Here is a 22,126-nt window from a genome sequence, read left to right as displayed (position 1 = left end):
CTTAACTGTTTCGGCGGCATGCTCTTCGACGAGGGATGGGTTGCCCGGACTTAGATCCGGGCTGTGTACCAGTAACCAGTCGGGTGAGTTTGACCATGGACGACTTGCTTAGCGAGTTCCTTACCGAAACGAACGAGAGCCTTGATGTCGTTGACGTCGAACTCGTGAAGTTCGAGCAAGAACCGAACAACGCCAAGATTCTTGATAACGTTTTCCGATTGGTTCACACCATTAAGGGGACCTGCGGGTTCCTCGGGTTGCCCCGTCTGGAAGCGTTGGCACATGCGGCCGAGACGTTGATGGGCAAGTTCCGCGACGGAGCGCCGGTCACCCAGGAAGCGGTGTCGCTGATCCTGACGTCGATCGACCGCATCAAGGAGATCCTCGCGGATCTCGAGACGGCAGGCGGCGCGGAGCCGGAAGGCAGCGACGACGACCTGATCTCCGAACTGGAGCGCCTGTCGCTGTCGGCCGAAACCAAGGACGCAGCCGGAAGCGCGGCCGAAGAGCCTGCCGATGAGGTCGCCACCGGCGATATCGTCGATCAGAGCCTTGAGCGTCCGCTGCGCCCGGGTGAGGTGTCCCTGGACGATCTCGAACGCGCCTTCCGCGAGGCGGAATGCGAGGTGGAGCTCCCTGTCGCCGCGTCCGAGGAAGAGCTGGACCATGAGGTCGAGGCCGAAGCGGCGCCTGTCAAAGCCGCGCCGCTGGCCGAAACGGCCAAGGTGAAGGCCAAGGCCAAGGAAGAACCCGCGGCCAAGGAGCCGACCGAAAAGAAGGCGTCCGTCTCCAGCCAGTCGATCCGCGTTGCGGTCGATACGCTGGAAGACCTGATGACCATGGTCTCGGAACTGGTGCTGACGCGCAACCAGCTCCTGGAGATCGTGCGCCGTCACGAGGATTCCGAATTCAAGGTGCCGCTGCAGCGGCTGTCCAATGTGACCGCGGAGCTGCAGGAAGGCGTCATGAAGACGCGCATGCAGCCGATCGGAAACGCCTGGCAGAAGCTTCCGCGTATCGTTCGCGATCTCAGCCAGGAGCTTGAGAAGCCGATCGAGCTGGAGATGCTCGGCGCCGACACCGAGCTTGACCGCCAGGTGCTGGAGCTGATCAAGGATCCGCTCACCCACATGATCCGCAACTCCGCCGACCACGGTCTGGAGATGCCGGCCGACCGCCGCGCCGTCGGCAAGTCGGAGAAGGGCACGATCACGCTCTCCGCCTATCATGAGGGCGGCCATATCATCATCGAGGTGCGCGACGACGGCCGCGGCATCGACGTCGACCGTGTCAAGGCCAATGTGCTCGAGCGCGGTCTGGCGAGCGAAGCCGAACTGGAGAAGATGACGGATCAGCAGATCCACAAGTTCATCTTCGCCGCGGGCTTCTCCACGGCGGCGAATGTCACCAGCGTGTCGGGCCGCGGCGTCGGCATGGACGTGGTGCGCAACAACGTCGAACTCATCGGCGGCTCGATCGACCTGCGCTCGGTTCCGGGCAAGGGGTCGAGCTTCATCATCAAGATCCCGCTGACGCTTGCGATCGTCTCGGCGCTGATCGTCGAGGCCGGGGGCGACCGTTTCGCCATTCCGCAGCTTTCGGTGGTCGAACTGGTGCGCGTTCAGGACAATTCCGAGCCGCGGATCGAACGCATCAAGGACACGCCCGTGCTGCGGCTGCGCAACAAGCTGCTGCCGCTGGTGCAGATGTCCTATCTGCTTGGCGCCAACCCGAATGCGGTCGACGCGGAAGCGAATTCCGACACCGGCTTCATCGTGGTGATGCAGGTCGGCAGCGAGACCTTCGGCGTTGTCGTCGACGGCGTCTTCCATACGGAAGAAATCGTCGTCAAGCCGATGTCGACGATGCTGCGCAACCTCACCATGTTCTCGGGCAACACCATCCTTGGCGACGGCGCGGTGATCATGATCATCGATCCGAACGGCGTCGCCTCCGCGATGGCGAGCCATGCTTCCAGCGTGGTGGCCGAGGAAGAGCGCAAGCAGCACGAGGAGGCGATCACCTCCGCGCTCGACGGCCAGTCGACGGTGTCGATGCTGCTGTTCCGGGCCGGATCGGCCGAACCCAAGGCGGTGCCGCTCTCGCTGGTCACGCGTCTGGAAGAGTTCGACGTCACCAAGATCGAGCAGTCCAACGGTCGCGACCTGGTGCAGTATCGCGGTTCGCTGATGCCGCTGGTCTATATCGACCCGGCACAGACGCGCCGCTCGGAAGGCACCCAGCCGATGCTGGTCTTCTCCGATGCCGGCCGGTCCATGGGCCTGGTGGTCGACGAGATCGTCGATATCGTCGAGGATCGCATGAACATCGAGGTCGGCTCGGATCGTGCCGGCGTGCTCGGCTCGGCGGTCATCAAGGACAAGGCGACCGAGATCATCGACCTCGGCTACTTCCTGCCCCAGGCCTTCGAGGACTGGTTCATGCGCAAGGAAATGGACATCGCCGCTCTGACCAAGAAGGTCCTTCTGGTCGACGACAGCGCCTTCTTCCGCAACATGCTGACGCCCGTTCTCAAGGCCGCCGGCTATGACGTGACGGCCTGCCAGAGCGCGCAGCATGCCTTTGAGCTCCTGGAAAACGGCGATGTGTATCAGGCCATCGTCAGCGACATCGAGATGCCGGAGATCAACGGTTTCGAGTTCTGCGAATCTCTGCGCCGCGACCCGCGGTTCCGCAAGATGCCGATCCTCGCCCTTTCGGCGGTGGTCTCCCCGGCATCGATCGAGCGCGGACGTCAGGCCGGCTTCGACGACTATGTGGCGAAATTCGACAGGCCGGGGCTGATCGCCTCCTTGAAGGACCTGTTTTCGGGTGAAGTGGGGATTGCGGCATGAGCAACAACGACAATCACGCGTCCAATGCCGACGAGGTCATCCAGTATGTGACCGTCGTGATCGGAGGGCAGCTGTTCGGTCTGCCGATCAGCCAGGTGCACGATGTGTTCGTGCCCGAACGGGTTACCCGCGTGCCTCTGGCCGCTCCGCAGGTCGCCGGCGTCTTGAACCTCCGCGGCCGGATCGTCACCGCCATCGACATGCGCAAGCTGCTGCATCTTCCCGAACGCGACGAGGGATCGCAGGTGATGGCCGTCGGCATCGAGCAGAAGGGTGAGAGCTACGGACTGGTGATCGACTCCGTCGGCGAGGTGCTGCGGCTTTCCTCGTCCTCGCAGGAGCCGAACCCGTCCAATCTGGACAAGCGCTGGGCCGAGATCTCCGGCGGCGTTCATCGCCTGGACGGCAAGCTGATGATCATCCTCGACGTTGCCCGGCTGTTCTCCGCGATGGTGGAACAGCCCAAGGCCGCGGCCTGATCGGCCTCTCGTCCCTGGGAACGACCTGCCGATGTTCGGCACTCGGGAGAAACTGAAATGAAGCATTGTCTCGTCGTCGACGATTCCAGCGTGATCCGCAAGGTGGCGCGCCGCATTCTGGAGGACCTCGAGTTCTCCATTTCGGAAGCCGAGGACGGCCTCAAGGCGCTCGAGGCCTGCCGACAGCAGATGCCGGACGCCATCCTGCTCGACTGGAACATGCCGGAAATGGACGGTCTTGAGTTCCTGTTGTCGCTTCGGCGCGAGGAGGGCGGCGACCAGCCGATCGTCGTCTTCTGCACCACGGAGAACGACGTCGCCCATATCACGCGCGCCATGCGTGCCGGGGCGAACGAATACATCATGAAGCCTTTCGACAAGGACATCGTGGAAGCGAAGTTCCAGGAAGCCGGGCTTATCTAGTCACCCTTGCGGGGTCCGTTACATGATCGCTTCTCCATCTGCGTCGCTTCCACAAGGCGGCGCCAACCCGGATCGTGTCCGCGTCATGGTCGTGGACGATTCCGTGGTCATTCGCGGACTGCTCAGCCGCTGGGTCGAGGCAGACCCGGCCCTGCATCTCGTCGCCTCGCACCGCAACGGCAAGCTCGCCGTCGATGATATTGAACGGAGCAATCCCGATGTCGTCGTTCTCGACATCGAGATGCCGGAGATGGACGGTCTCACCGCCCTTCCTCTGATGCTGAAGAAGAAACGCGACCTAATCGTCGTGATGGCCTCGACGCTGACGCGGCGCAACGCGGAAATCAGCCTGCGGGCGCTCTCGCTCGGGGCGCAGGACTATGTCCCCAAGCCGGAATCCACCAGCGAGGTCACCACCTCCGTCGATTTCCGGCGCGAGCTGATCGAGAAGATCAAGGCGCTCGGCGAACGCCGCAGGGCATCGCGCCCGCTCGGCGGTCGCCAGATGCGTGCGCAGACGAGCGCCGGCCAGACGGTGTCGCAGATGCCGGTCTCGCGCGCGGCCACCGCCGCGCAAGGCTACAGCCGCATGGCGGCGGCGCCGGCTCCGGTCGCCGCGAAGCCGGCGCTGAAAACGCGGCCCTATTCGAACGTCAAGCCGCGCATCGTCGCGATCGGATCCTCGACCGGCGGTCCGCAGGCCTTGCAGCAGGTGCTCAGCGAGATCGGAACGGCGATCCGCGACGTGCCCGTCGTGGTGACACAGCACATGCCGCCGACCTTCACGGCGATCCTGGCCGAGCATCTTGCAAAGGCGGCGATGCGTCCGGCGAAGGAAGCCGAGGACGGCGAGGTGCTCAAGCCCGGCCATATCTACGTCGCGCCGGGCGGCAAGCACATGATCTTGAAAAAGGACGGCGGCCAGCCGGTCGCCTGTCTGGAGGACGGGCCGCCGATCAACTTCTGCAAGCCGGCCGTCGATCCCCTGTTCGACAGCGTGGCCAAGGTCTTCGGCTCGGCAACGCTTGCGATCGTTTTGACCGGCATGGGCCATGACGGCGCCAACGGCGTGCGGACGATCTCCGCAGGTGGCGGAAGCATTATTGCCCAGGACGAAGCCAGCAGCGTCGTCTGGGGCATGCCTGGAGCAGCGGCCCACACGGGTTTGTGTAGCGACATTCTCCCGATCTCCAGGATCGGGCCGAAGGTCGTCAGTTTGTTGAGTGGAGGTCTCAGGTGATTGCGTCCCAGTTCGAGTATCTCAAGCAGTACCTGAAATCCCAGTCCGGGCTCGTGCTGAGCAACGAGAAACAGTACCTTGTGGAAAGCCGGCTGCTTCCGGTCGCGCGCCGGCATGGCTTTGCCGGCCTGTCCGAACTCGTTCAGGCGATGCAGCGGCCCGGCGCGACGCAGATCGCGTCCGACGTGGTCGAGGCGATGACCACGAATGAATCCTTCTTTTTCCGCGACACCACGCCGTTCAAGCATTTCCGCGAGACGATGTTGCCGGCGATGCTGAAGGCGCGGGCCGACCGGCGCACGATCCGCATCTGGTGCGCGGCCGCCTCCACCGGTCAGGAACCCTATTCGCTGGCGATCTGTCTGAAGGAAGAAGCCCAGAAGGTCGGCGGCTTTCGCGTCGAGATCCTCGGCACCGACCTGTCGAGCGAGGTTCTGGACAAGGCGCGCAACGGCATCTACAGCCAGTTCGAGGTCCAGCGCGGCCTGCCGATCCAGATGCTGCTGAAATACTTCACCCAGAAGGGCGACCTCTGGCAGGTCAATCCGGACATCCGCGCGATGGTGCAGTGGCGCAAGCTCAATCTGCTGGAGAGCTTTTCCACGCTTGGCACCTTCGACATTCTCTTCTGCCGTAACGTGCTGATCTATTTCGACCAGCCGACCAAGGTCGATGTGCTGCAGCGCATGGCGAAGCAGATGCCGAGCGACGGCTATCTGGTGCTTGGTGCGGCGGAGACGGTCGTCGGACTGACCGATGCCTTCCGTCCCGTTCCCGACCACCGCGGCCTGTATCAAACGGCAACGGCCGGCCAGATGGGCGTCACGGCTGTGCGCAACAGGTTTTCCGCCGCCGGCTGAGTGTGTGTGTTTCGATCGGGACCGTTTCTCGACATATCAACGGCCGGCGTTCTTACGCCGGCCGTATTGCATTGCACGTCACCCCGGCTCCGCTGGCGGAGATTGCCGACCCTTGGCTACCAGGAGAGCGTTTTGACCGCCGGATCGAACAGCAGGCTTTCCACCAGAGTCCAAGACCCCATCTCGACGCCGTCGATATAGTCCTCAAGAGTTAGGCCGGCCGCCTTTGAACAGGCTGCGCACATGATCACGCGTCCGCCATCCGCCATGAAGGCGGTCAACATGTCCTGGATCGAGAGGTTTTGAGAGCGCATCAGGCCATGCACGTGCGACGGCCGTTTCTTGTCCGCCAGATAGACCCCGCGTACGTTCAGCCAGATGGCAACCGGCGAATGGCCGCCCTTGAGAACACGCTGGTGAGCGAATGAAATGGCCTTGGCGGCGCCCCATGTGTCGTCGCTCGTCAGATTGACGAAGAGCCCGGCGGTCTTGTCCGTCTCAGCGCTTGCCACCGGAACCGACAAAACCATGGCCATGAGGATCGCCAACACGATGGCGGTCAGTCTCGACATTGCAATCTTCCTTTTGGTTTCAAGATTCTGAAACAATAGGAAGCAGCAGGTCAGGCAGCCTTGAGATGTGTCAAATACGCCTGGACAATTCGGGCACGTCCGCCGGTCTTTGCGTCGGCACCATGGAGCCACCAGTTGCGATCGGGCCCGGCCGAAACGGCAAGACCCCGCCGGAGCGGGGCCTTTCCAATAGCGACAACCAGGAGCCGACCGGGGGAATGCTGCCCTCAGGCGGCTTTCTCCTCGGGCTCGCGCAGCACGTAGCCGCGGCCCCAGACAGTCTCGATATAGTTTTTTCCCGACGTCGCCGCGGCGAGCTTCTTGCGAAGCTTGCAGATGAAGACGTCGATAATCTTGAGCTCCGGCTCGTCCATGCCGCCGTAGAGATGGTTCAGGAACATCTCCTTGGTGAGCGTGGTTCCCTTGCGCAGGGAGAGCAGTTCGAGCATCTGGTACTCCTTGCCGGTCAGATGCACCCGCTGACCGGATACCTCCACCGTCTTGGTGTCCAGATTGACCACAAGATCGCCGGTCGTGATGACCGACTGTGCATGGCCCTTGGAGCGGCGCACAATCGCATGAATGCGCGCGACAAGCTCGTCCTTGTGGAACGGCTTGGTCATGTAATCGTCTGCGCCGAACCCAAGACCGCGAACCTTGTCCTCTATCCCGGCCAGGCCGGAGAGGATGAGGATCGGAGTCTTTACCTTCGCCACGCGCAACGTCCGCAGAACCTCGTAACCCGACATATCGGGAAGATTGAGATCCAACATGATGATGTCGTAGTCGTAGAGTTTGCCGAGGTCGATACCTTCCTCGCCAAGATCCGTCGTATAGACGTTGAAGTTTTCTGACTTGAGCATCAGTTCGATGCTCTGCGCCGTGGCGCTGTCATCCTCGATCAACAGGACACGCATGCCAATCCCCTATGTTTGCCTATCCTGGGCAAGCCGCGCCGGCGGATACGCTCCCGGTGCGAAGGACTGTGGATTAACCCTCGACTCACTCTGTGAGACAATGGTTAACAAATTCTGATTCACACCTGCAAGCACCGATGAGGCCAGATTGGGAAACTTTCCCAATTCCTTGAAAATCCGGTGGAAATTCTTTCCGCTAAATCTTCAAGTTTCACATTAACAAGCCGGACGAACCGACTCATGCGACTCAACCTCTACGCCGGGCACGGGCCTCAGAACGGCTCACCATCCAAAACGCCCTCACGATCAAGATTAACCAAACTCGTAAACGATACGTTACCTTGATGCATATTGTTCGGATAGGGCGTGTTAACGATTGGCGTGCCGGGCCGCGAAAACGGCGGGATCCCGCGGAAGATTACCGCTTTCCCGGAATTGCCGAAACGTGTCCGGGCGTTCACACTTGCGCGGGTTTTGCCTGTTACGGCGAGGAGGCCGGCTAAAGAGATGGAACCACTCTTTGCGGAAATCGAGGCGCTGATGTCGGCCGAGGTGTTCGGCCGGGTCGTCTCCGTGCAGGGTCTCCTCCTGGAAGTCGCCGGCCCGATCCACGAGATGAGCGTCGGTGCGCTGCTGGCTGTGGAAAGCGGGGAGGGCGGAAGTCCGGTGCCGGCGGAGGTCGTCGGATTTCGCGACGGGCGTGCCTTGTGCATGCCGTTTGCCGGCCTTGAGGGCGTGCGCATGGGCTGTCGGGCGGTTCTGGCCGCGCGCGAGTGTCTCGCCTATCCGGGCGACGGCTGGCTCGGGCGGGTCGTGAATGCCATGGGCGAGCCGATCGACGGCAAGGGACCGCTTCCCGGCGGCGGGGTTGGCCGGCGCCTGCGCTCCACACCGCCGCCGGCCAACGAGCGCGGCCGGGTCGGCCCGCCGCTCGATCTCGGCGTGCGGGCGCTCAACACCTTCGTTACCTGCTGCCAGGGGCAGCGGATGGGCATTTTCGCCGGCTCGGGCGTCGGAAAGTCCGTTCTCATGTCGATGATCGCGCGCAACATGGCGGCGGATGTGGCGGTGATCGGACTGATCGGCGAACGCGGCCGCGAGGTCCAGGAGTTCATCGAGGACGATCTGGGGCCGGAAGGCCTAGCACGCAGCGTCGTGGTGGTCGCAACTTCGGACGAGAGCGTGCTGATGCGCCGCCAGGCGGCCTATATGACTCTGACGGTCGCCGAACATTTCCGCGATGCCGGCAAGAACGTGATGTGCATGATGGATTCCGTCACCCGCTTCGCCATGGCCCAGCGCGAGATCGGCCTGTCGATCGGCGAGCCGCCGGCGTCCAAGGGCTATACGCCGACGGTATTCACCGAGTTGCCGCGGCTTCTGGAGCGCGCGGGTCCCGGGCGGGCCGGAACGGGGACCATCACGGGGCTGTTCACGGTGCTGGTCGAGGGCGACAATCACAACGAGCCGGTGGCGGATGCGGTGCGCGGCATTCTCGACGGGCATATCGTCATGGAACGGGCGATTGCGGAGCGCGGGCGCTATCCGGCGATCAATGTGCTCAAATCCGTCTCGCGCACCATGCCGCGCTGCGTTCCGGACGAAGCCGAACCCGTGCTGCGCAAGGCGAGGCAGTTGATGTCGACCTATGCCGACATGGAAGAGCTCATTCGTCTCGGAGCCTACCGGCGGGGCTCCGATGCGGTGGTGGACGAGGCGATCCGCCGCCATGAGCCGCTGGAAACCTTCCTGGCCCAGGGCAAGGGCGAGGCGACATCGCTTGAAGCGGGTTATGCCGAACTCGCCAACCTTTTGGAAATGACTCTCGCGTAATCTGTCCGTGAAAAGGGAGTTTTGAGTAATGAAGTCGCGTGAGAGTCTGATTCGTCTGAAGCAGTTTCAGGTGGACGAGCGTCGCCGGCAACTGGCGCAGATCGAGGCGATGGTGGACGAGTTCAAGCGGATGGCGCAGGAGCTCGACGACCAGATCGCAGCCGAGCAGGAACGCGTCGGGATCACCGACGAAGGGCATTTTGCCTATCCGACCTTTGCCAAGGCGGCGGCGCAGCGCCGGGACAACCTGCTGAATTCGGCCGACGAGCTGGGTGGCCAGCTCGAGGCGGCGCGCGAGGATCTGCGTGAAGCCCTGGAAGAGCTGAAGAAATTCGAGCTGCTGGAAGAACGCGACCAAATCCGCGACCGCGCCGAGCGCGAGGCCAGCGAGCAGGAAGAGCTCGACGAGATCGCCGCGCGGCGTCACGCCCAGCACAAGAGCTGAGGCGACCCCGATTGCGGAAACGCCGGGCCCGATTGGCTGCCCGGCTTTCGCGCGTCCCGCCCCTTTGCCCGCGCCTTTGTCTGCCTCTTGGCCGTTGCCCGTGGCATCTGGCCCTTGCGCGCCTGATCGCCGGCGCGCCCCCTGCTCCCCCGGTTTCGTTTCGGAATGCCTGTGCGCCCGCTTCCACGTTGGCAATCGCGCAGCGACGTCCTATGCAAGGACTGTCGACCGGCGTTGCCTCGTCACTGCCGGCGGCGGGAGCCCGGCGTGGCGGGAAACCTGCGATGCCTGGCCAACTCTCGGGGCAAATCATGGGGCAAAACGAAGAGGATGCGCGGTGCGGCTTGCAGTTCTATCTCTGATCCTGCCGCTGGCAACCGCCAGTTTCGTGCTCGGGCTGACCTTGCCCCTGCTGGAGCTGGAGCGGCTGTATTTCTTCGTCGACCGCCCGACGCTGCTGCAGGTCGTCACCGGGCTTTGGGCGGAGGAGGAGCGGTTGCTCGCCGGCCTGATCGCGGCCTTCTCGATCGTGTTCCCGGCGATCAAGCTGATCGCGCTGCATGTCGCGGCGGTGATGGGGCGTGCCGGCGCGGGGTCGTCGCTGCTGCATGCGCTCGGACGGTGGTCGATGATGGATGTGATGCTTGTCGCGCTCGTCGTGTTCGCCGCCAAGACGACGGGACTGGCGCAAGCGGCAAGCCTGCCGGGGATGTGGTTTTACGGGGCGGCGACGCTTCTCACGGCATTCGGGGCGTGGCTCGCGGAGCAGGGCGGGCGGTAGGGGCTTCTGCCGCCTATTGCGCCGGTTTGCGTGGCCCCGGAGGTTCCGCCCGCAGCGGCGGCTCGGGCGCGGTGCGGCGGAAAGCGTCGAGCCAGCGCACCGCCTGGGTTTCGGGAATGCGCAGGTGCTTGCAGCGCAGATGCGCGAGCGCCAGGAACACCTGGTCGGGCAGTTCGGCGCTGTGGCACAGGTTGATGAGCTCGTCGATCCCGGCCTGGAACACCGCCCGCTGCACCGCTTTCACCGGATGCCGGGTCTGGCGGGCGAGCAACTCGAAGGCGTCCTGGGTGCGTCCCTCCGCCAGCAACACGAGAACGATGGTGCCGATGCGGTATTCGCCCTCGCGCACCAGCTTTTCCAGCTCGTTGACGTTTGATGTCTCCAGAAAGACGTTCAGGCGGCGGCGCATGTCCTGGCGCACGGCGTCCGGTGCGGTCAGGTCCTGCGGATCGGAGCCGCTCATGATCGCTTCCAGCCGCACGCGGGTCGACGCGTTGACATGGGGGATCAGCCACTCGCAGATCAGCGGGGTGAGATCGGTTCGTGCGCCCATCTTCTCCCGCAGCGGAGCATCCGAGATCGAGCGCTTGGCTAGGGCGCGCAAGGCCCATTCCGAGAAGGTGCTGTTCCGGTTTCCGGCCATCTCGCGCCACACTTTTGTGCTGCCGCGCTCCACGAGCGTATCGGAGAGGCGGCACGGCATGTCGGCCCGTTTGGCCAGGGCAACCAGATGCGCCTGCGGCATGCGCCGGGCCAGTTTCAAAAGGTCGTGCTCGCTGAGACTGGGACTGAGTTCTAGCATCGGTGCGGCGACGAGGATCTCGTCACTGGCAAGCCGATAGGCGATCTTGTTCGGCGTGTCGTGCCAGGGCGCCATCCGCTTGGACAGACGGGCGCGCTCCTCGGTTTCGCTGCCGTCGAGCAGCTTCATGATGATTTCGCAAAACAGCTCGAGCTCCGCCTCGCTGTGATAGCCGACGCGCTCCAGAAACAGGTCCGCGACGCGCTGCAGCAATTGGCCACGCGCCTTCATCGACGGATTGCGTGCGAGCTCGAGCAGATCGCGGAGCATCAAACCTTCCTTTGTCCAATCCCATATTGCACACAGCCTGTTACCAATCGGTTGAAGGCTTTTTTACTGCATCCGCTGGTCGTCGCGCGGGGCGATCTCATCTGTAAAACCACCATTTTCAACTGCTTCAATTGCTCATTTCCAATTGGCCGTCGGTTGACGCGAAAGACCAGATCGATAGGTAGTAGAGGGCGCAGCCGACGCCGCATTGCCGAACCCGGTTTCCTTTTGGCCGGTTCGGTGCAGGCCGGAGGCGCAGGATTTCAGGTTTCCCGATGGCCTTGAAAGCTGCCGGCATGCGATCGTCACCTGCGGATGGCGCAAAAGACACGTCTGCCGGTTGGTCGCGATGGCCGCCGGTGTCTCTTCTGGGAGTTGTTATGCAGCGTTTTCGCTTCGTCGCCTTTTTGTGCGTTCTGCTCGCCGCTCTTGCCGGTCCGGGACCCGCCGCCGCACAGTCGCAAGACCCCGCGCAGGCCACGGTCGGCGGGGCGGCAAACGCGCCGGCGACGTCCGCGACGCCGGCCGAAGGCGCCGAGGCCCTGCTCCGGCTGCTGCAGGACCCGGGCGCACGTCAGGCGCTGATCGACTACCTCGGCCGGGAGGCGGGTGCGCCGGCCCCGGATGCGGCCAGCGGCGGCGCGACACCCTCGGCCACGGCGCAGACATCCGACGCCCAGCCGTCCGACGCCCCGCCATCCGACGCGCCGCCCGCCGAGGGCGACCAGGCTGGCGATAAAGACGCGGCCGAGGCGCCGCATATTGCGGTGCGCATCGCGACCTTCACCGAGAATCTGATCGACGAGGGTATCGGCTTTCTCCAGAAGATCCGGCGTCCTTTTGCCAACCTGCCGGCGGGGCTGTCTTCCAGTCTGGGTGCGGACTGGAAGGTCGTACAGGGGATCGCGCTGCAGCTGTTGCTTCTCGGTCTCGTCGTCTTCGCGACCCTGTTGTTCCTTCGCAAGCTGGCGGACCGGGTCTTCGCCCGGCTGGTGGTCGGCGCGGAAAAGGCAACCATTGTCAAGCGCGTGAGTCTGTTGTTTGCCCGTGCCCTCAGCGAGGCTGTGGTGGTGGCGATCGCGCTGGGCGTCGGTTACGTCACCGCAGTGCTGACGGGTGCGGAAACGCGTCGGGTCGAACTTGTCGAATCGCTGTTCCTGAACGCGTTCTTCTTCGTCCAGATCGCGAAGGTCAGCACCCGCTTCGCGCTCAGCCCGAAATTTTCCGCGCTGCGTCTCGTGCCGCTGGACGATGCCCAGGCGCTTTACTGGCGTCGCTGGCTGTTCGCGATCTTCAACGTGCTTGTCTACGGCACGATGGTCGTCGTGCCGCTGGTGTCGACCAACCTGTCCTTCCTGCTTGCGAACTCGCTCAGGATGATGATCGTTCTGACCAGCGTGTTCATGGCGATCGTGGCCATCCTGCTTAACCGCAAGGCGACGCGGGACCGGATCCTGGAATATGCCTCGGACCGCACGAATGTGGTCGCCTCCGGCGCGATCGAGCTGGTTGCGCGCAGTTGGCACCTTTTGGCGATCTTCTATGTGCTCTTGCTGCTGACCGTGTGGCTCGCCCGTCCGTTCGATGCCACGACCTTCATGATCCGCGCGTCCGTCTATTCGGTGCTTGCGGTGATGATCGGGACGCTGGTCTCGCTCGCCCTGACGCGTACGATCACCGGCGGCGTGCGTCTGCCGTCCAATGTGCATGCGCGGCTTCCGCTTCTGGAGCGCCGGCTCAACGCCTTCATTCCCAGGATGCTCGCGATCCTGCGCTTCGGCGTGTTCGTCGGTGTCGTGCTTGCCATCCTGCAGGCCTGGGGCGCCATCGACGTGCTGAACTGGTCGGCTTCCTCCGACGGGCAGGACTGGATCGGCCGCGCCCTGTCGGCGGGCATCGTCCTGCTGATCTCCTTCCTGATCTGGCTGTCGGTGATGTCCTGGATCGATCTCCGGCTCAATCCGCGCGGGCGCCTACCGACCTCGCGGGAAAAGACCCTGTTCGGCCTGTTCCGGAACGCCTTTTCAATCATCCTGGTGGTGATGGCGTCGCTGCTGGCGCTGTCGGAGATCGGGGTCAACATCGGCCCGCTCATTGCCGGTGCCGGTGTCTTCGGTCTGGCGATCTCCTTCGGCTCGCAGAAGCTTGTTCAGGACATCATCACCGGCGCGTTCATCCAGCTCGAAAACGCGATGAACGAAGGCGACGTGGTCACACTCGGCGGCGTGACCGGCGTGGTGGAAAAGCTCACAATCCGCTCGGTTTGCCTGCGCGACCTCGACGGCACGGCGCATGTGATCCCCTTCTCCACGGTGGACCGTGTGGCAAACTTCATGCGGGATTACGCCTATCATGTCGCGGCGATCGGCGTTGCCTACGACAGCGACATTTCCGAAGTCAAAATGGCGATGCATGTGGCCTTCGACCGGCTCAAGGAAGGCGATCTGGGGGCCGATATCCTGGAGCCGCTGGAAATGCATGGCGTGACCATGTTCGGCGACAGCGCGATCACCGTGCGTGCGCGCATCAAGACCACTCCGGGCACGCAATGGGCGATCGGTCGCGCCTACAACGAGCACGTCAAGACGGTTTTCGACGAGCGCGGGATCGAGATTCCCTTCCCGCAGGTCACCTATCATTCGGCCGCAGCGCCGGCGGCGGCGGACGCCGACGTGGAGGAGGAGCCTGCCAAACTGGAGGACGGCAGCGCGCGCGCCGGACGCAAGCCGCAAAAGCCCGGCCGCAACACACCCGCTTCGCGCTCGGACATGCCTGAGGGCGAGGACGAGCTCTAGGGTCCGCTCCGAAGGGAGCCAAGCCCAGGCGCGCCCGGTTTGTGTTTCGGGCGCGCCGATCCGCTCTTGCGGCGCCGGCTGCGGTCATCGCGCCGGGTCGGAGGTGCCGGCCGCGCGCCCCGACTGGCTGAAGGCGGCAAGGCCGAGAGCGAGGAGCGCAACTCCCGCAGCGGCCGTGAAGGTCATCGAAAAGGCATGGGCGACGCGGTCGCCGGAGGCATGAGCGGCGTCCCCCGTCCCGAGGATGGCAACGAATACCGACGGCATGAGCGAGGCGCCGGTCATGAGACCGAGGTTGCGCGACAGGCCGAGAAGGCCGGACAACCTGCCGCGCTGTTCGGGTGAGGCATCAAGCAAAACCGTTGTGTTGTTGGCGGCCAGAAAGAGCTGGAATGCCGGCGTCAGCGTAAACAGGGCGGCAACATATCCGCCAACGCCGAAGTATCGCGGCAGGACGGCCAGGCACAGCAAACCGACCGCGATCTGGGCGAGGCCGATGCGAACCACCCTTTTTGCGCCAAGCCGGTCCGTCAGGCGCCCCGCGGGGATGCCGGCGAGCGATGCAACCGCCGGACCCACCGCCATGACCAGGCCGACAAGCGCCTCGTTCAGTCCGAGTGCGAAGGCCAGGAAGAACGGGCCGATCACCAGCGTCGACATCATGATCGTTCCCACGATCATGTTCATCACGAAACCGATGCCGGTCTTTCGGTCGCGCAGCAGATGCATGGGCACGAGCGGCGACGCGACGCGGGTTTCGATCGTCGCGAACACCACGGCAGCGAGAGCGGCGAAAGGGATCAGCACGGCCGGACCCACCGGGAGGCGGACGGCTCCGCCGCTGGTCGCCAGCGCATAGGCTGCAACGGCGATCATCAACAAAAACGTTCCGGGAATGTCCATCTCCCGTGCGGTCGGGCGCCTGCGTGCCACGCCGGGGCCCAAGGATACCGCCGCAAGGACAAATGTCACGAGGCCGGCACCGGCCAGGAGATGAAAGGTCATCCGCCAGTCTCCCCAGGCCAGCAAGGCACCGCCCACAGAGGGGCCGAGCGCGGTGCCGATTGCCGACATGGTTGCAATCACGCCCATCGAGGTCCCGAGCCGCGCGGTCGAAAACATGTCGCGCGCGATCGACATGGGGAGCGCGATCAGGATCGCCGCGCCAAGTCCCTGGACCGCCCTGCCCAGGATCAACCACTCAAGCCCCGGCGCGGTGGCGCAGGCAAGGGATCCCGCGACAAAGACGGCCAGCCCGGACAACAGCACGCGGCGATGGCCGAAAGTATCGCCGAGCCGGCCGGCTGACACGACAGCCACGGTCATCGACATCAGATAGGCGAGGACGACCCACTGCACCTGGGAGACCGATGCGCCGTAGCTTCGCGACAGGGTCGGCAGCAGGACGGAGGCGATGCTGATTCCGAGCGCCGCGGTCAAGGTGGCTGAGGCGAGCGCGAGCAGGATGAGGGGCGATGTGCGGGTCCGGGGCGTGTCGGTCATGGGGGAGCCTCTTGCGTTTGACGTCAGGAGGCGGCTAACCTGCCACTTCAAGTCAACTTGAGGTCAAGCATGAAACTTCTCGACATTGGCGTCTTGTCGAAACTGAGCGGAGTTCCGGCATCGACGCTGCGCTACTATGAGGACATCGGGCTGCTCCAGTCCGTGGGGCGCCGGGGATTGCGGCGCCAGTTCGACACGCCTGCCGTGACCCGCCTTGCCTTGATCTCGCTGGGAAAGATGGCCGGATTCTCGCTGGAGGAGATCAAGGCGCTTTTTTCCGAAGACGGATCTCCCCAGGTCCCGCGGGCGGAGCTGCATCTGCGCGCCGATGCGCTGGACGACCAGATCCGCGGATTGACGCAGCTTCGCGATGCCTTGCGCCACGTGGCGGAGTGCCCGGCGGAGAACCACATGGACTGCCCGAAGTTCCGGCGCCTCATGACGTTTGCGGCGCGCTCAACCGGCAGGCGCAAAGCCGGACCCGGCAAGTCGATCCGGATGCCGGCGAGAGGGGGGTGACCTTATGCGGACCGCCGGGCGGGTGGCACCCTCGCCAGACCGCCGGCCGAAGCGGGCGCTTTCACCGGGACAGTCGATGACGCGGGGATAGGCGAAGATCGGTCATGCCACGGGAGGCGTTCAACGTCCCCCGTTTGCCTGTACCGTGATGTCCGGGAGGCGGTGGATCTCTGGGGACTGTGCGAGTGCGGCAGTGGTGACGCTAAAGGCCGACTGCTTTTTCGTGCGCGATGCCAAATTGTAGTATCTGACAGGATTGCGCGTAATCGTTTCCGTTAGATCGCATGGGAAGGTTAAAAATTCCAAATTTGAGCGATTTCAGAAATTCTAATTCTGTTGTATGGGCGGGATTGCGGCACTATTGTGCGCACTAGGCCGTGCCCTTGAAACAGGACAAGTCCTTTTTACGCGGATGAAGTCCGTTCGGATCGGCCAAAAAATAAATGGGAGATTTAAATATGATCATTCGCCGCACCATGAAAATTGCACTCATGGGCGTCAGTCTTGCCATGTTCGCGGTGTCCGCTGCATCGGCAAAGACCCTCGTCTATTGCTCGGAAGGCTCGCCGGAAGGGTTCGATACTGCGCTTTACACGGCCGGTACGACGTTCGACGCTTCTTCAAAGCCGGTTTACAACCGCCTTGTGGAATTCAAGCGCGGGACAACCGAGGTGATCCCGGGTCTCGCCGAAAGCTGGAGCGTGTCCGAGGACGGGCTGGAGTACACCTTCAACCTGCGCAAGGGCGTGAAGTTCCATTCGGTCGACGGTTTCGCCCCGACCCGCGACTTCAATGCTGACGACGTGATCTATTCCTTCGGTCGCCAGCTCGACAAGGATCATGCCTGGCACTCCTATACGGCGGGCGCGTCCTGGGAGTATTTCAACGGCATGTCGATGCCGGATCTCCTGAAAGAGATCGTCAAGGTCGACGACTATACGGTCAAGTTCGTGCTGAACCGCCCGGAAGCGCCGATGCTCGCCAACCTGGCGATGGACTTCGCCTCGGTGCTTTCCGCCGAATATGCCGACACGCTCGAGGCTGACGGCAAGATGGAGATGATGAACCAGGTTCCGGTCGGCACCGGCCCGTTCCAGTTCGTCGGATACCAGAAGGATGCGGTCATCCGTTATCAGGCCTTCGCCGACTATTGGGGCGGCAAGCAGCCGATCGACAACCTGATCTTCGCCATCACCACCGATGCCTCGGTGCGCCTGCAGAAGCTGAAGGCCGGCGAATGTCATGTCGCGCCCTATCCGGCACCGGCCGACATCGCCGACATCAAGGCGGATGCCAACCTGACCCTGATGGAGCAGGAAGGCCTGAACGTCGGCTATCTGGCGTATAACACCCAGATGGCGCCCTTCGACAATCCGAAGGTCCGCAAGGCGCTCAACATGGCCATCAACAAGCAGGCCATTCTCGACGCCGTGTTCCAGGGTGCCGGCCAGGCGGCCAAGAACCCGATCCCGCCGACGATGTGGTCCTACAACAAGGCCATCGAGGACGACGCGTTCGATCCGGAAGCGGCGAAAAAGATGCTTGAGGAAGCCGGCGTCACGGACCTCAAGATGAAGATCTGGGCGATGCCGGTGCAGCGTCCTTACAACCCGAACGCGCGCCGCATGGCCGAAGTGATCCAGGCGGATTTCGCCAAGGTCGGCGTCGAGGTCGAGATCGTCTCCTACGAGTGGGGCGAGTACCTCAAGCGCTCCAAGGAAACGGACCGCGACGGCGCCGTGCTCCTCGGCTGGACCGGTGACAATGGCGATCCGGACAACTTCCTCGCCGTGCTGCTCGGCTGCGACGGCGTTGGCGGTTCCAACCGCGCGCAGTGGTGCCACCAGCCGTTTGAGGACCTGATCCAGAAGGCCAAGACGATCGCCGACAAGGGCGAGCGCACCAAGCTCTACGAAGAAGCCCAGGTGATCTTCAAGGAGCAGGCCCCCTGGGCGACCATCGCCCATTCGGTGGTGTTCATGCCGATGTCGACCAAGGTGTCGGGCTACGTCATGGATCCGCTGGGCGGTCACTGGTTCGACGGCGTCGACATCGCCGAATAAGCCAACGGGCCGAACGGTGCCGTGACCTGCGGGTCCGGCACCGCCTCGCAGCATAGCGCATCGGCCGGTTCCGGCCGATGCGCGCGTCTGGATGAACCCCATGTTCCGCTTTTTGATAGGACGCCTGGCGTTGCTGGTGCCGACCTTTCTCGGTGTCACCATCGTCGCTTTCGGATTTATTCGCCTTCTGCCCGGCGATCCCGTGCTTCTGCTTGCCGGGGAACGTGGCATCACCGAAGAACGCTACAACCAGCTCATGGAGCAGTTCGGCTTTTCCCGGCCGATCTGGGAGCAGTATTTCGACTATCTGGTTGGGTTGCTGCAGGGCGATCTCGGCACCTCGATCGTCACCAAGAAGCCGGTTGTCACAGAGTTTTTCACGCTGTTTCCCGCGACCGCGGAACTGGCGCTTTGCGCCATCATTCTCGCCGTCGCGATCGGGATCCCTGCGGGGATCTTCGCCGCGGTCAAGCGCGGCTCCTTCTTCGACCAGACGATCATGGGTACTGCGCTCATCGGCTACTCGATGCCGATCTTCTGGTGGGGCCTGCTGCTGATCATCCTGTTTTCCGGCATCCTGCAGTGGACGCCGGTCTCGGGCCGCATCTCCTTGATGTTCTTCTTTCCGCAGCCGACCGGCTTCATGCTGATCGACAGCCTGCTGTCGGGTCAAAAGGGCGCCTTTGCCTCCGCTGCCCGCCATCTCATCCTGCCGGCCATCGTGCTTGCCACCATTCCGCTTGCCGTGATCGCGCGCCAGACGCGCTCCGCCATGCTGGAGGTTCTGGGCGAGGACTATGTGCGCACGGCCCGCGCCAAGGGGCTGACCCCCTTCCGCGTGGTGGGGATGCATGCGCTGCGCAACGCCCTGATCCCGGTGATCACCACCATCGGCCTGCAGGTCGGGGTGCTGCTCGCCGGCGCGATCCTGACCGAAACGATCTTCTCGTGGCCCGGCATCGGCAAGTGGATGGTCGACAGCATCGCGCGGCGCGACTATCCGGTCGTGCAGGGCGGCCTGCTGATGATCGCCGCCATCGTCATGGTGGTGAACCTGACGGTCGACCTGCTCTACGGGCTGGTCAATCCGCGCATTCGTCACAATTGAACGCCGAGGCACACTCCATGAGCATTTCAGACAAGAGTGCCGTCGTCGTCGCGGAGAGCCGCAACGCCACCCGCAAGATGCTGGCGGAATTCTGGTTTTACTTCTCGCAGAACAGGGGCGCGGTCGCCGGTCTCGTCGTCTTCATCGCCCTGGTGATTGTGGCGCTGGCGGCGCCGCTGGTCGCGCCGCACGACCCGGACGTGCAGTATCGCGACTTCTTCCTCACCCCGCCGGTCTGGCAGGAGGGGGGCAACGCCATGTTCCTGCTGGGCACCGACGCGGTCGGGCGCGACATGCTCTCGCGGCTGATCTTCGGTGCGCGGTTTTCTCTGTTCATCGGTCTCGTCGTCGTCGGCATCGCGCTCACCGGCGGCATCGTCATCGGCGTGATCGCGGGCTATTTCCGCGGCTGGGTCGACACGGTGATCATGCGGGTGATGGACGTCATTCTCGCGTTTCCCTCGCTGCTTCTCGCGCTCGTGCTCGTTGCCGTGCTCGGTCCCGGGCTGATGAACGCGATGATCGCCATCGCCATCGTGCTGCAGCCGCATTTCGTGCGCCTGACCCGGGCCGCGGTGCTGACCGAGCGCACCCGCGACTATGTGGTCGCCGCAAGGCTTGCAGGTGCGGGCAACACGCGGCTGATGTTCAAGACGATCCTGCCGAACTGTCTGGCGCCACTGATCGTGCAGGGGACGCTGTCGTTCTCCAACGCGATCCTCGATGCCGCCGCGCTCGGCTTTCTCGGCATGGGCGCACAGCCGCCGACGCCGGAATGGGGCACGATGCTTGCCGAAGCGCGCGAGTTCATCCTGCGCGCCTGGTGGGTGGTCACCTTCCCGGGGCTTGCGATCCTGATCACCGTGCTGGCGATCAATCTCGTCGGCGACGGGCTGCGCGACGCCCTCGATCCCAAGCTGAAGCGGAGCTGACGGCATGGCCCTTCTTGAAATCCGCAATCTGCGCGTCGAGTTCGACACCGCCGCCGGTCCGTTCCGGGCGCTCGACGGCGTCGACTATACGGTCGAGGGTGGCGAGGTGCTGGCCATCGTCGGGGAATCGGGGTCCGGCAAGTCGGTCGCCATGCTCGCCGTGATGGGCCTTCTGCCCGACAGCGCGACGGTGTCAGCCGACCTGATGGCCTTCGAGGGCATTGACCTGCGGGCAATGCCCGCGGCCGAACGGCGCAAGGTGATCGGCAAGGACATCGCGATGATCTTCCAGGAGCCGATCGCGAGCCTCAACCCGTGCTTTACCGTCGGCTTCCAGCTCGACGAGGTGCTCAAGGCGCATACGTCTTTGTCACGCAAGGAGCGCAAGGACCGGGTGATCGAACTGCTGGAATCCGTCGGCATTCCCGATCCGCTGCGGCGGGTTTCGGCGTTCCCGCACCAGATGTCGGGCGGCCAGTGCCAGCGGGTCATGATCGCCATCGCCACGGCGTGCGCGCCGAAGCTCCTGATCGCCGACGAGCCGACGACGGCGCTCGATGTGACGATCCAGAAGCAGATCCTCGATCTCCTGACGGACATGCAGCGCGACACCGGCATGGGGCTGATCATGATCACTCACGACATGGGCGTGGTGGCGGAGACCGCCGACCGGGTGGTGGTGCAATACAAAGGGAAGCAGATGGAGACGGCGGACGTGCTGACGCTGTTTGAAAATCCCTCGCACCCCTATACCAAGGCGCTTCTGTCGGCCTTGCCGGAAAACGCGACCGGCGACCGGCTGCCGACGGTGGCCGACTATGAGGCGATGATGCAGGCCGATGTGCGCGAGGTGCAGCCATGAGCGACCCGATCCTGAAAGTCCGCGACCTGAAGCGCGATTATGTGATCAGCGGCGGCATGTTCGGCAAGACCAAGCTGCTACATGCGGTCAAGGGCGTGAGCTTCGATGTCGCACGCGGCTCGACGCTGGCCGTCGTCGGGGAATCGGGCTGCGGAAAGTCGACGCTCGCGCGCATGCTGACGATGATCGATCCGCCGACCTCCGGCACCATCGAGATCGACGGCGAGACGATCGACATTACCAGCCACGGCATCACCCGCGAAATGCGCCAGGCCGTGCAGATCGTCTTCCAGAACCCCTATGGCTCGCTCAATCCGCGCCAGAAGATCGGGGCGGTGCTGGAAGAGCCCTTGCTGCTCAACACCTCGATGAGTGCGGCCGAACGGCGCGACGCGGCGCTTGCCATGCTGGAGAAGGTGGGGCTCCCGCCCGCGCATTACGGCCGCTATCCGCATATGTTCTCCGGCGGTCAGCGCCAGCGCGTGGCGATCGCCCGCGCGATCATGCTGCGTCCGAAACTGCTTGTGCTCGACGAGCCGGTCTCCGCGCTGGACTTGTCCGTGCAGGCGCAGATCCTCAACCTGCTCCGCGACCTGCAGGACGAGTTCGACCTGACCTACGTCTTCATCAGCCACGATCTTTCTGTCGTGCGCTACATCGCCGACGAGGTGATGGTGATGTATTTCGGCGAGGCGGTGGAACACGGCACGCGCGATCAGGTGTTTTCCGATCCCCAGCACGATTACACCAAGACGCTGTTCGCGGCGACGCCGCGCGCCGATGTGGAGAGCATCAAGAAGCGGCTGGCGGCGAAATCGGCCGCCTGAGGCGGTTTCCGTCCTTGCAGATCCTCGCATGGTGGCAGGG

At 63.7% G+C, this 22,126-nt stretch carries 19 protein-coding genes; 15 read left to right on the top strand and 4 right to left on the bottom strand.

The annotated features are described in order from the left end of the window. Nucleotides 1–95: 95 nt before the first annotated feature. The 5 genes from LC092_RS15860 to LC092_RS15840 all read left to right on the top strand — a co-directional run bounded on the left by LC092_RS15860 (nucleotide 96) and on the right by LC092_RS15840 (nucleotide 5,857). Entirely contained in the window at nucleotides 96–2,855 is a 2,760-nt protein-coding gene (locus LC092_RS15860; RefSeq protein ID WP_224808156.1) for a chemotaxis protein CheW, read from the top strand. Then, nucleotides 2,852–3,334 (top strand): chemotaxis protein CheW, encoded by a 483-nt coding sequence (locus LC092_RS15855; protein ID WP_224808155.1) that lies wholly within the window; start codon nucleotides 2,852–2,854, stop codon nucleotides 3,332–3,334. The genes LC092_RS15860 and LC092_RS15855 overlap by 4 nt, the downstream gene beginning before the upstream one ends. Nucleotides 3,335–3,391: 57 nt before the next feature. After that, nucleotides 3,392–3,757, top strand: a complete 366-nt coding sequence (locus tag LC092_RS15850; protein ID WP_224808154.1) for a response regulator — start codon at nucleotides 3,392–3,394, stop codon at nucleotides 3,755–3,757. Nucleotides 3,758–3,842: 85 nt separating this feature from the next. Continuing rightward, nucleotides 3,843–4,997, top strand: coding sequence for a protein-glutamate methylesterase/protein-glutamine glutaminase (locus LC092_RS15845; RefSeq protein ID WP_263627166.1), 1,155 nt, complete (start codon nucleotides 3,843–3,845; stop codon nucleotides 4,995–4,997). Beyond that, nucleotides 4,994–5,857, top strand: coding sequence for a CheR family methyltransferase (locus LC092_RS15840; protein ID WP_224808151.1), 864 nt, complete (start codon nucleotides 4,994–4,996; stop codon nucleotides 5,855–5,857). Before LC092_RS15845 ends, LC092_RS15840 begins: the two co-directional genes overlap by 4 nt. Nucleotides 5,858–5,973: 116 nt before the next feature. Here the strand turns inward: LC092_RS15840 and LC092_RS15835 are convergent, their stop codons facing one another. Further along, a complete protein-coding gene (locus tag LC092_RS15835) occupies nucleotides 5,974–6,429 on the bottom strand; it encodes a DsrE family protein (RefSeq protein WP_224808149.1) in 456 nt (151 codons plus the stop codon). Nucleotides 6,430–6,656: 227 nt separating this feature from the next. Then, a complete protein-coding gene (ctrA, locus tag LC092_RS15830; RefSeq protein WP_029059375.1) occupies nucleotides 6,657–7,346 on the bottom strand; it encodes a response regulator transcription factor CtrA in 690 nt (229 codons plus the stop codon). 507 nt (nucleotides 7,347–7,853) lie between these two features. Between ctrA and fliI the strand changes: the two genes are divergently transcribed. The 3 genes from fliI (at nucleotide 7,854) to LC092_RS15815 (ending at nucleotide 10,405) form a co-directional block, all read left to right on the top strand. Further along, nucleotides 7,854–9,179 (top strand): flagellar protein export ATPase FliI, encoded by a 1,326-nt coding sequence (gene fliI / locus LC092_RS15825; protein ID WP_224808147.1) that lies wholly within the window; start codon nucleotides 7,854–7,856, stop codon nucleotides 9,177–9,179. Nucleotides 9,180–9,207: 28 nt separating this feature from the next. Then, complete coding sequence (gene fliJ, locus LC092_RS15820) at nucleotides 9,208–9,624, top strand: flagellar export protein FliJ (RefSeq protein WP_224808145.1); 417 nt, start codon at nucleotides 9,208–9,210, stop codon at nucleotides 9,622–9,624. Nucleotides 9,625–9,961: 337 nt separating this feature from the next. After that, nucleotides 9,962–10,405, top strand: coding sequence for a paraquat-inducible protein A (locus LC092_RS15815; RefSeq protein ID WP_224808144.1), 444 nt, complete (start codon nucleotides 9,962–9,964; stop codon nucleotides 10,403–10,405). 13 nt (nucleotides 10,406–10,418) lie between these two features. On the opposite strand, the gene LC092_RS15810 is transcribed toward LC092_RS15815, so the two are convergent. Beyond that, nucleotides 10,419–11,477, bottom strand: coding sequence for a DUF2336 domain-containing protein (locus LC092_RS15810; protein ID WP_224808143.1), 1,059 nt, complete (start codon nucleotides 11,475–11,477; stop codon nucleotides 10,419–10,421). A 380-nt stretch (nucleotides 11,478–11,857) separates the two neighbouring features. On the opposite strand from LC092_RS15810, the gene LC092_RS15805 reads away from it, so the two are divergent. Next, on the top strand, nucleotides 11,858–14,272 hold the full coding sequence (locus LC092_RS15805) for a mechanosensitive ion channel domain-containing protein (protein ID WP_224808142.1): 2,415 nt from the start codon (nucleotides 11,858–11,860) through the stop codon (nucleotides 14,270–14,272). 84 nt (nucleotides 14,273–14,356) lie between these two features. On the opposite strand, the gene LC092_RS15800 is transcribed toward LC092_RS15805, so the two are convergent. Beyond that, nucleotides 14,357–15,775 carry an MFS transporter gene (locus LC092_RS15800; protein ID WP_224808141.1) on the bottom strand — a complete coding sequence of 473 codons (1,419 nt, stop codon included), beginning with the start codon at nucleotides 15,773–15,775 and terminating at the stop codon, nucleotides 14,357–14,359. A gap of 69 nt (nucleotides 15,776–15,844) precedes the next feature. Between LC092_RS15800 and LC092_RS15795 the strand changes: the two genes are divergently transcribed. The 6 genes from LC092_RS15795 to LC092_RS15770 all read left to right on the top strand — a co-directional run bounded on the left by LC092_RS15795 (nucleotide 15,845) and on the right by LC092_RS15770 (nucleotide 22,086). Further along, a complete protein-coding gene (locus LC092_RS15795; protein WP_224808140.1) occupies nucleotides 15,845–16,294 on the top strand; it encodes a helix-turn-helix domain-containing protein in 450 nt (149 codons plus the stop codon). Between the two features lie 476 nt (nucleotides 16,295–16,770). Then, the gene (locus LC092_RS15790) at nucleotides 16,771–18,357 is read left to right on the top strand and encodes an ABC transporter substrate-binding protein (RefSeq protein WP_224808139.1); all 1,587 of its coding nucleotides are present in this window, start codon (nucleotides 16,771–16,773) and stop codon (nucleotides 18,355–18,357) included. A 100-nt stretch (nucleotides 18,358–18,457) separates the two neighbouring features. Continuing rightward, a complete protein-coding gene (locus LC092_RS15785; protein ID WP_224808138.1) occupies nucleotides 18,458–19,465 on the top strand; it encodes an ABC transporter permease subunit in 1,008 nt (335 codons plus the stop codon). A 17-nt stretch (nucleotides 19,466–19,482) separates the two neighbouring features. Next, nucleotides 19,483–20,397, top strand: a complete 915-nt coding sequence (locus tag LC092_RS15780) for an ABC transporter permease subunit (protein WP_412103592.1) — start codon at nucleotides 19,483–19,485, stop codon at nucleotides 20,395–20,397. Between the two features lie 4 nt (nucleotides 20,398–20,401). Next, nucleotides 20,402–21,259, top strand: coding sequence for an ABC transporter ATP-binding protein (locus LC092_RS15775; RefSeq protein WP_224808137.1), 858 nt, complete (start codon nucleotides 20,402–20,404; stop codon nucleotides 21,257–21,259). After that, a complete protein-coding gene (locus LC092_RS15770; RefSeq protein WP_224808135.1) occupies nucleotides 21,256–22,086 on the top strand; it encodes a dipeptide ABC transporter ATP-binding protein in 831 nt (276 codons plus the stop codon). The genes LC092_RS15775 and LC092_RS15770 overlap by 4 nt, the downstream gene beginning before the upstream one ends. The last annotated feature ends 40 nt before the right edge of the window (nucleotides 22,087–22,126 follow it).

This window comes from Stappia stellulata (assembly GCF_020176715.1).
Classification (GTDB): Bacteria; Pseudomonadota; Alphaproteobacteria; order Rhizobiales; family Stappiaceae; genus Stappia.
This window is presented reverse-complemented; position numbering and strand designations above follow the sequence as displayed.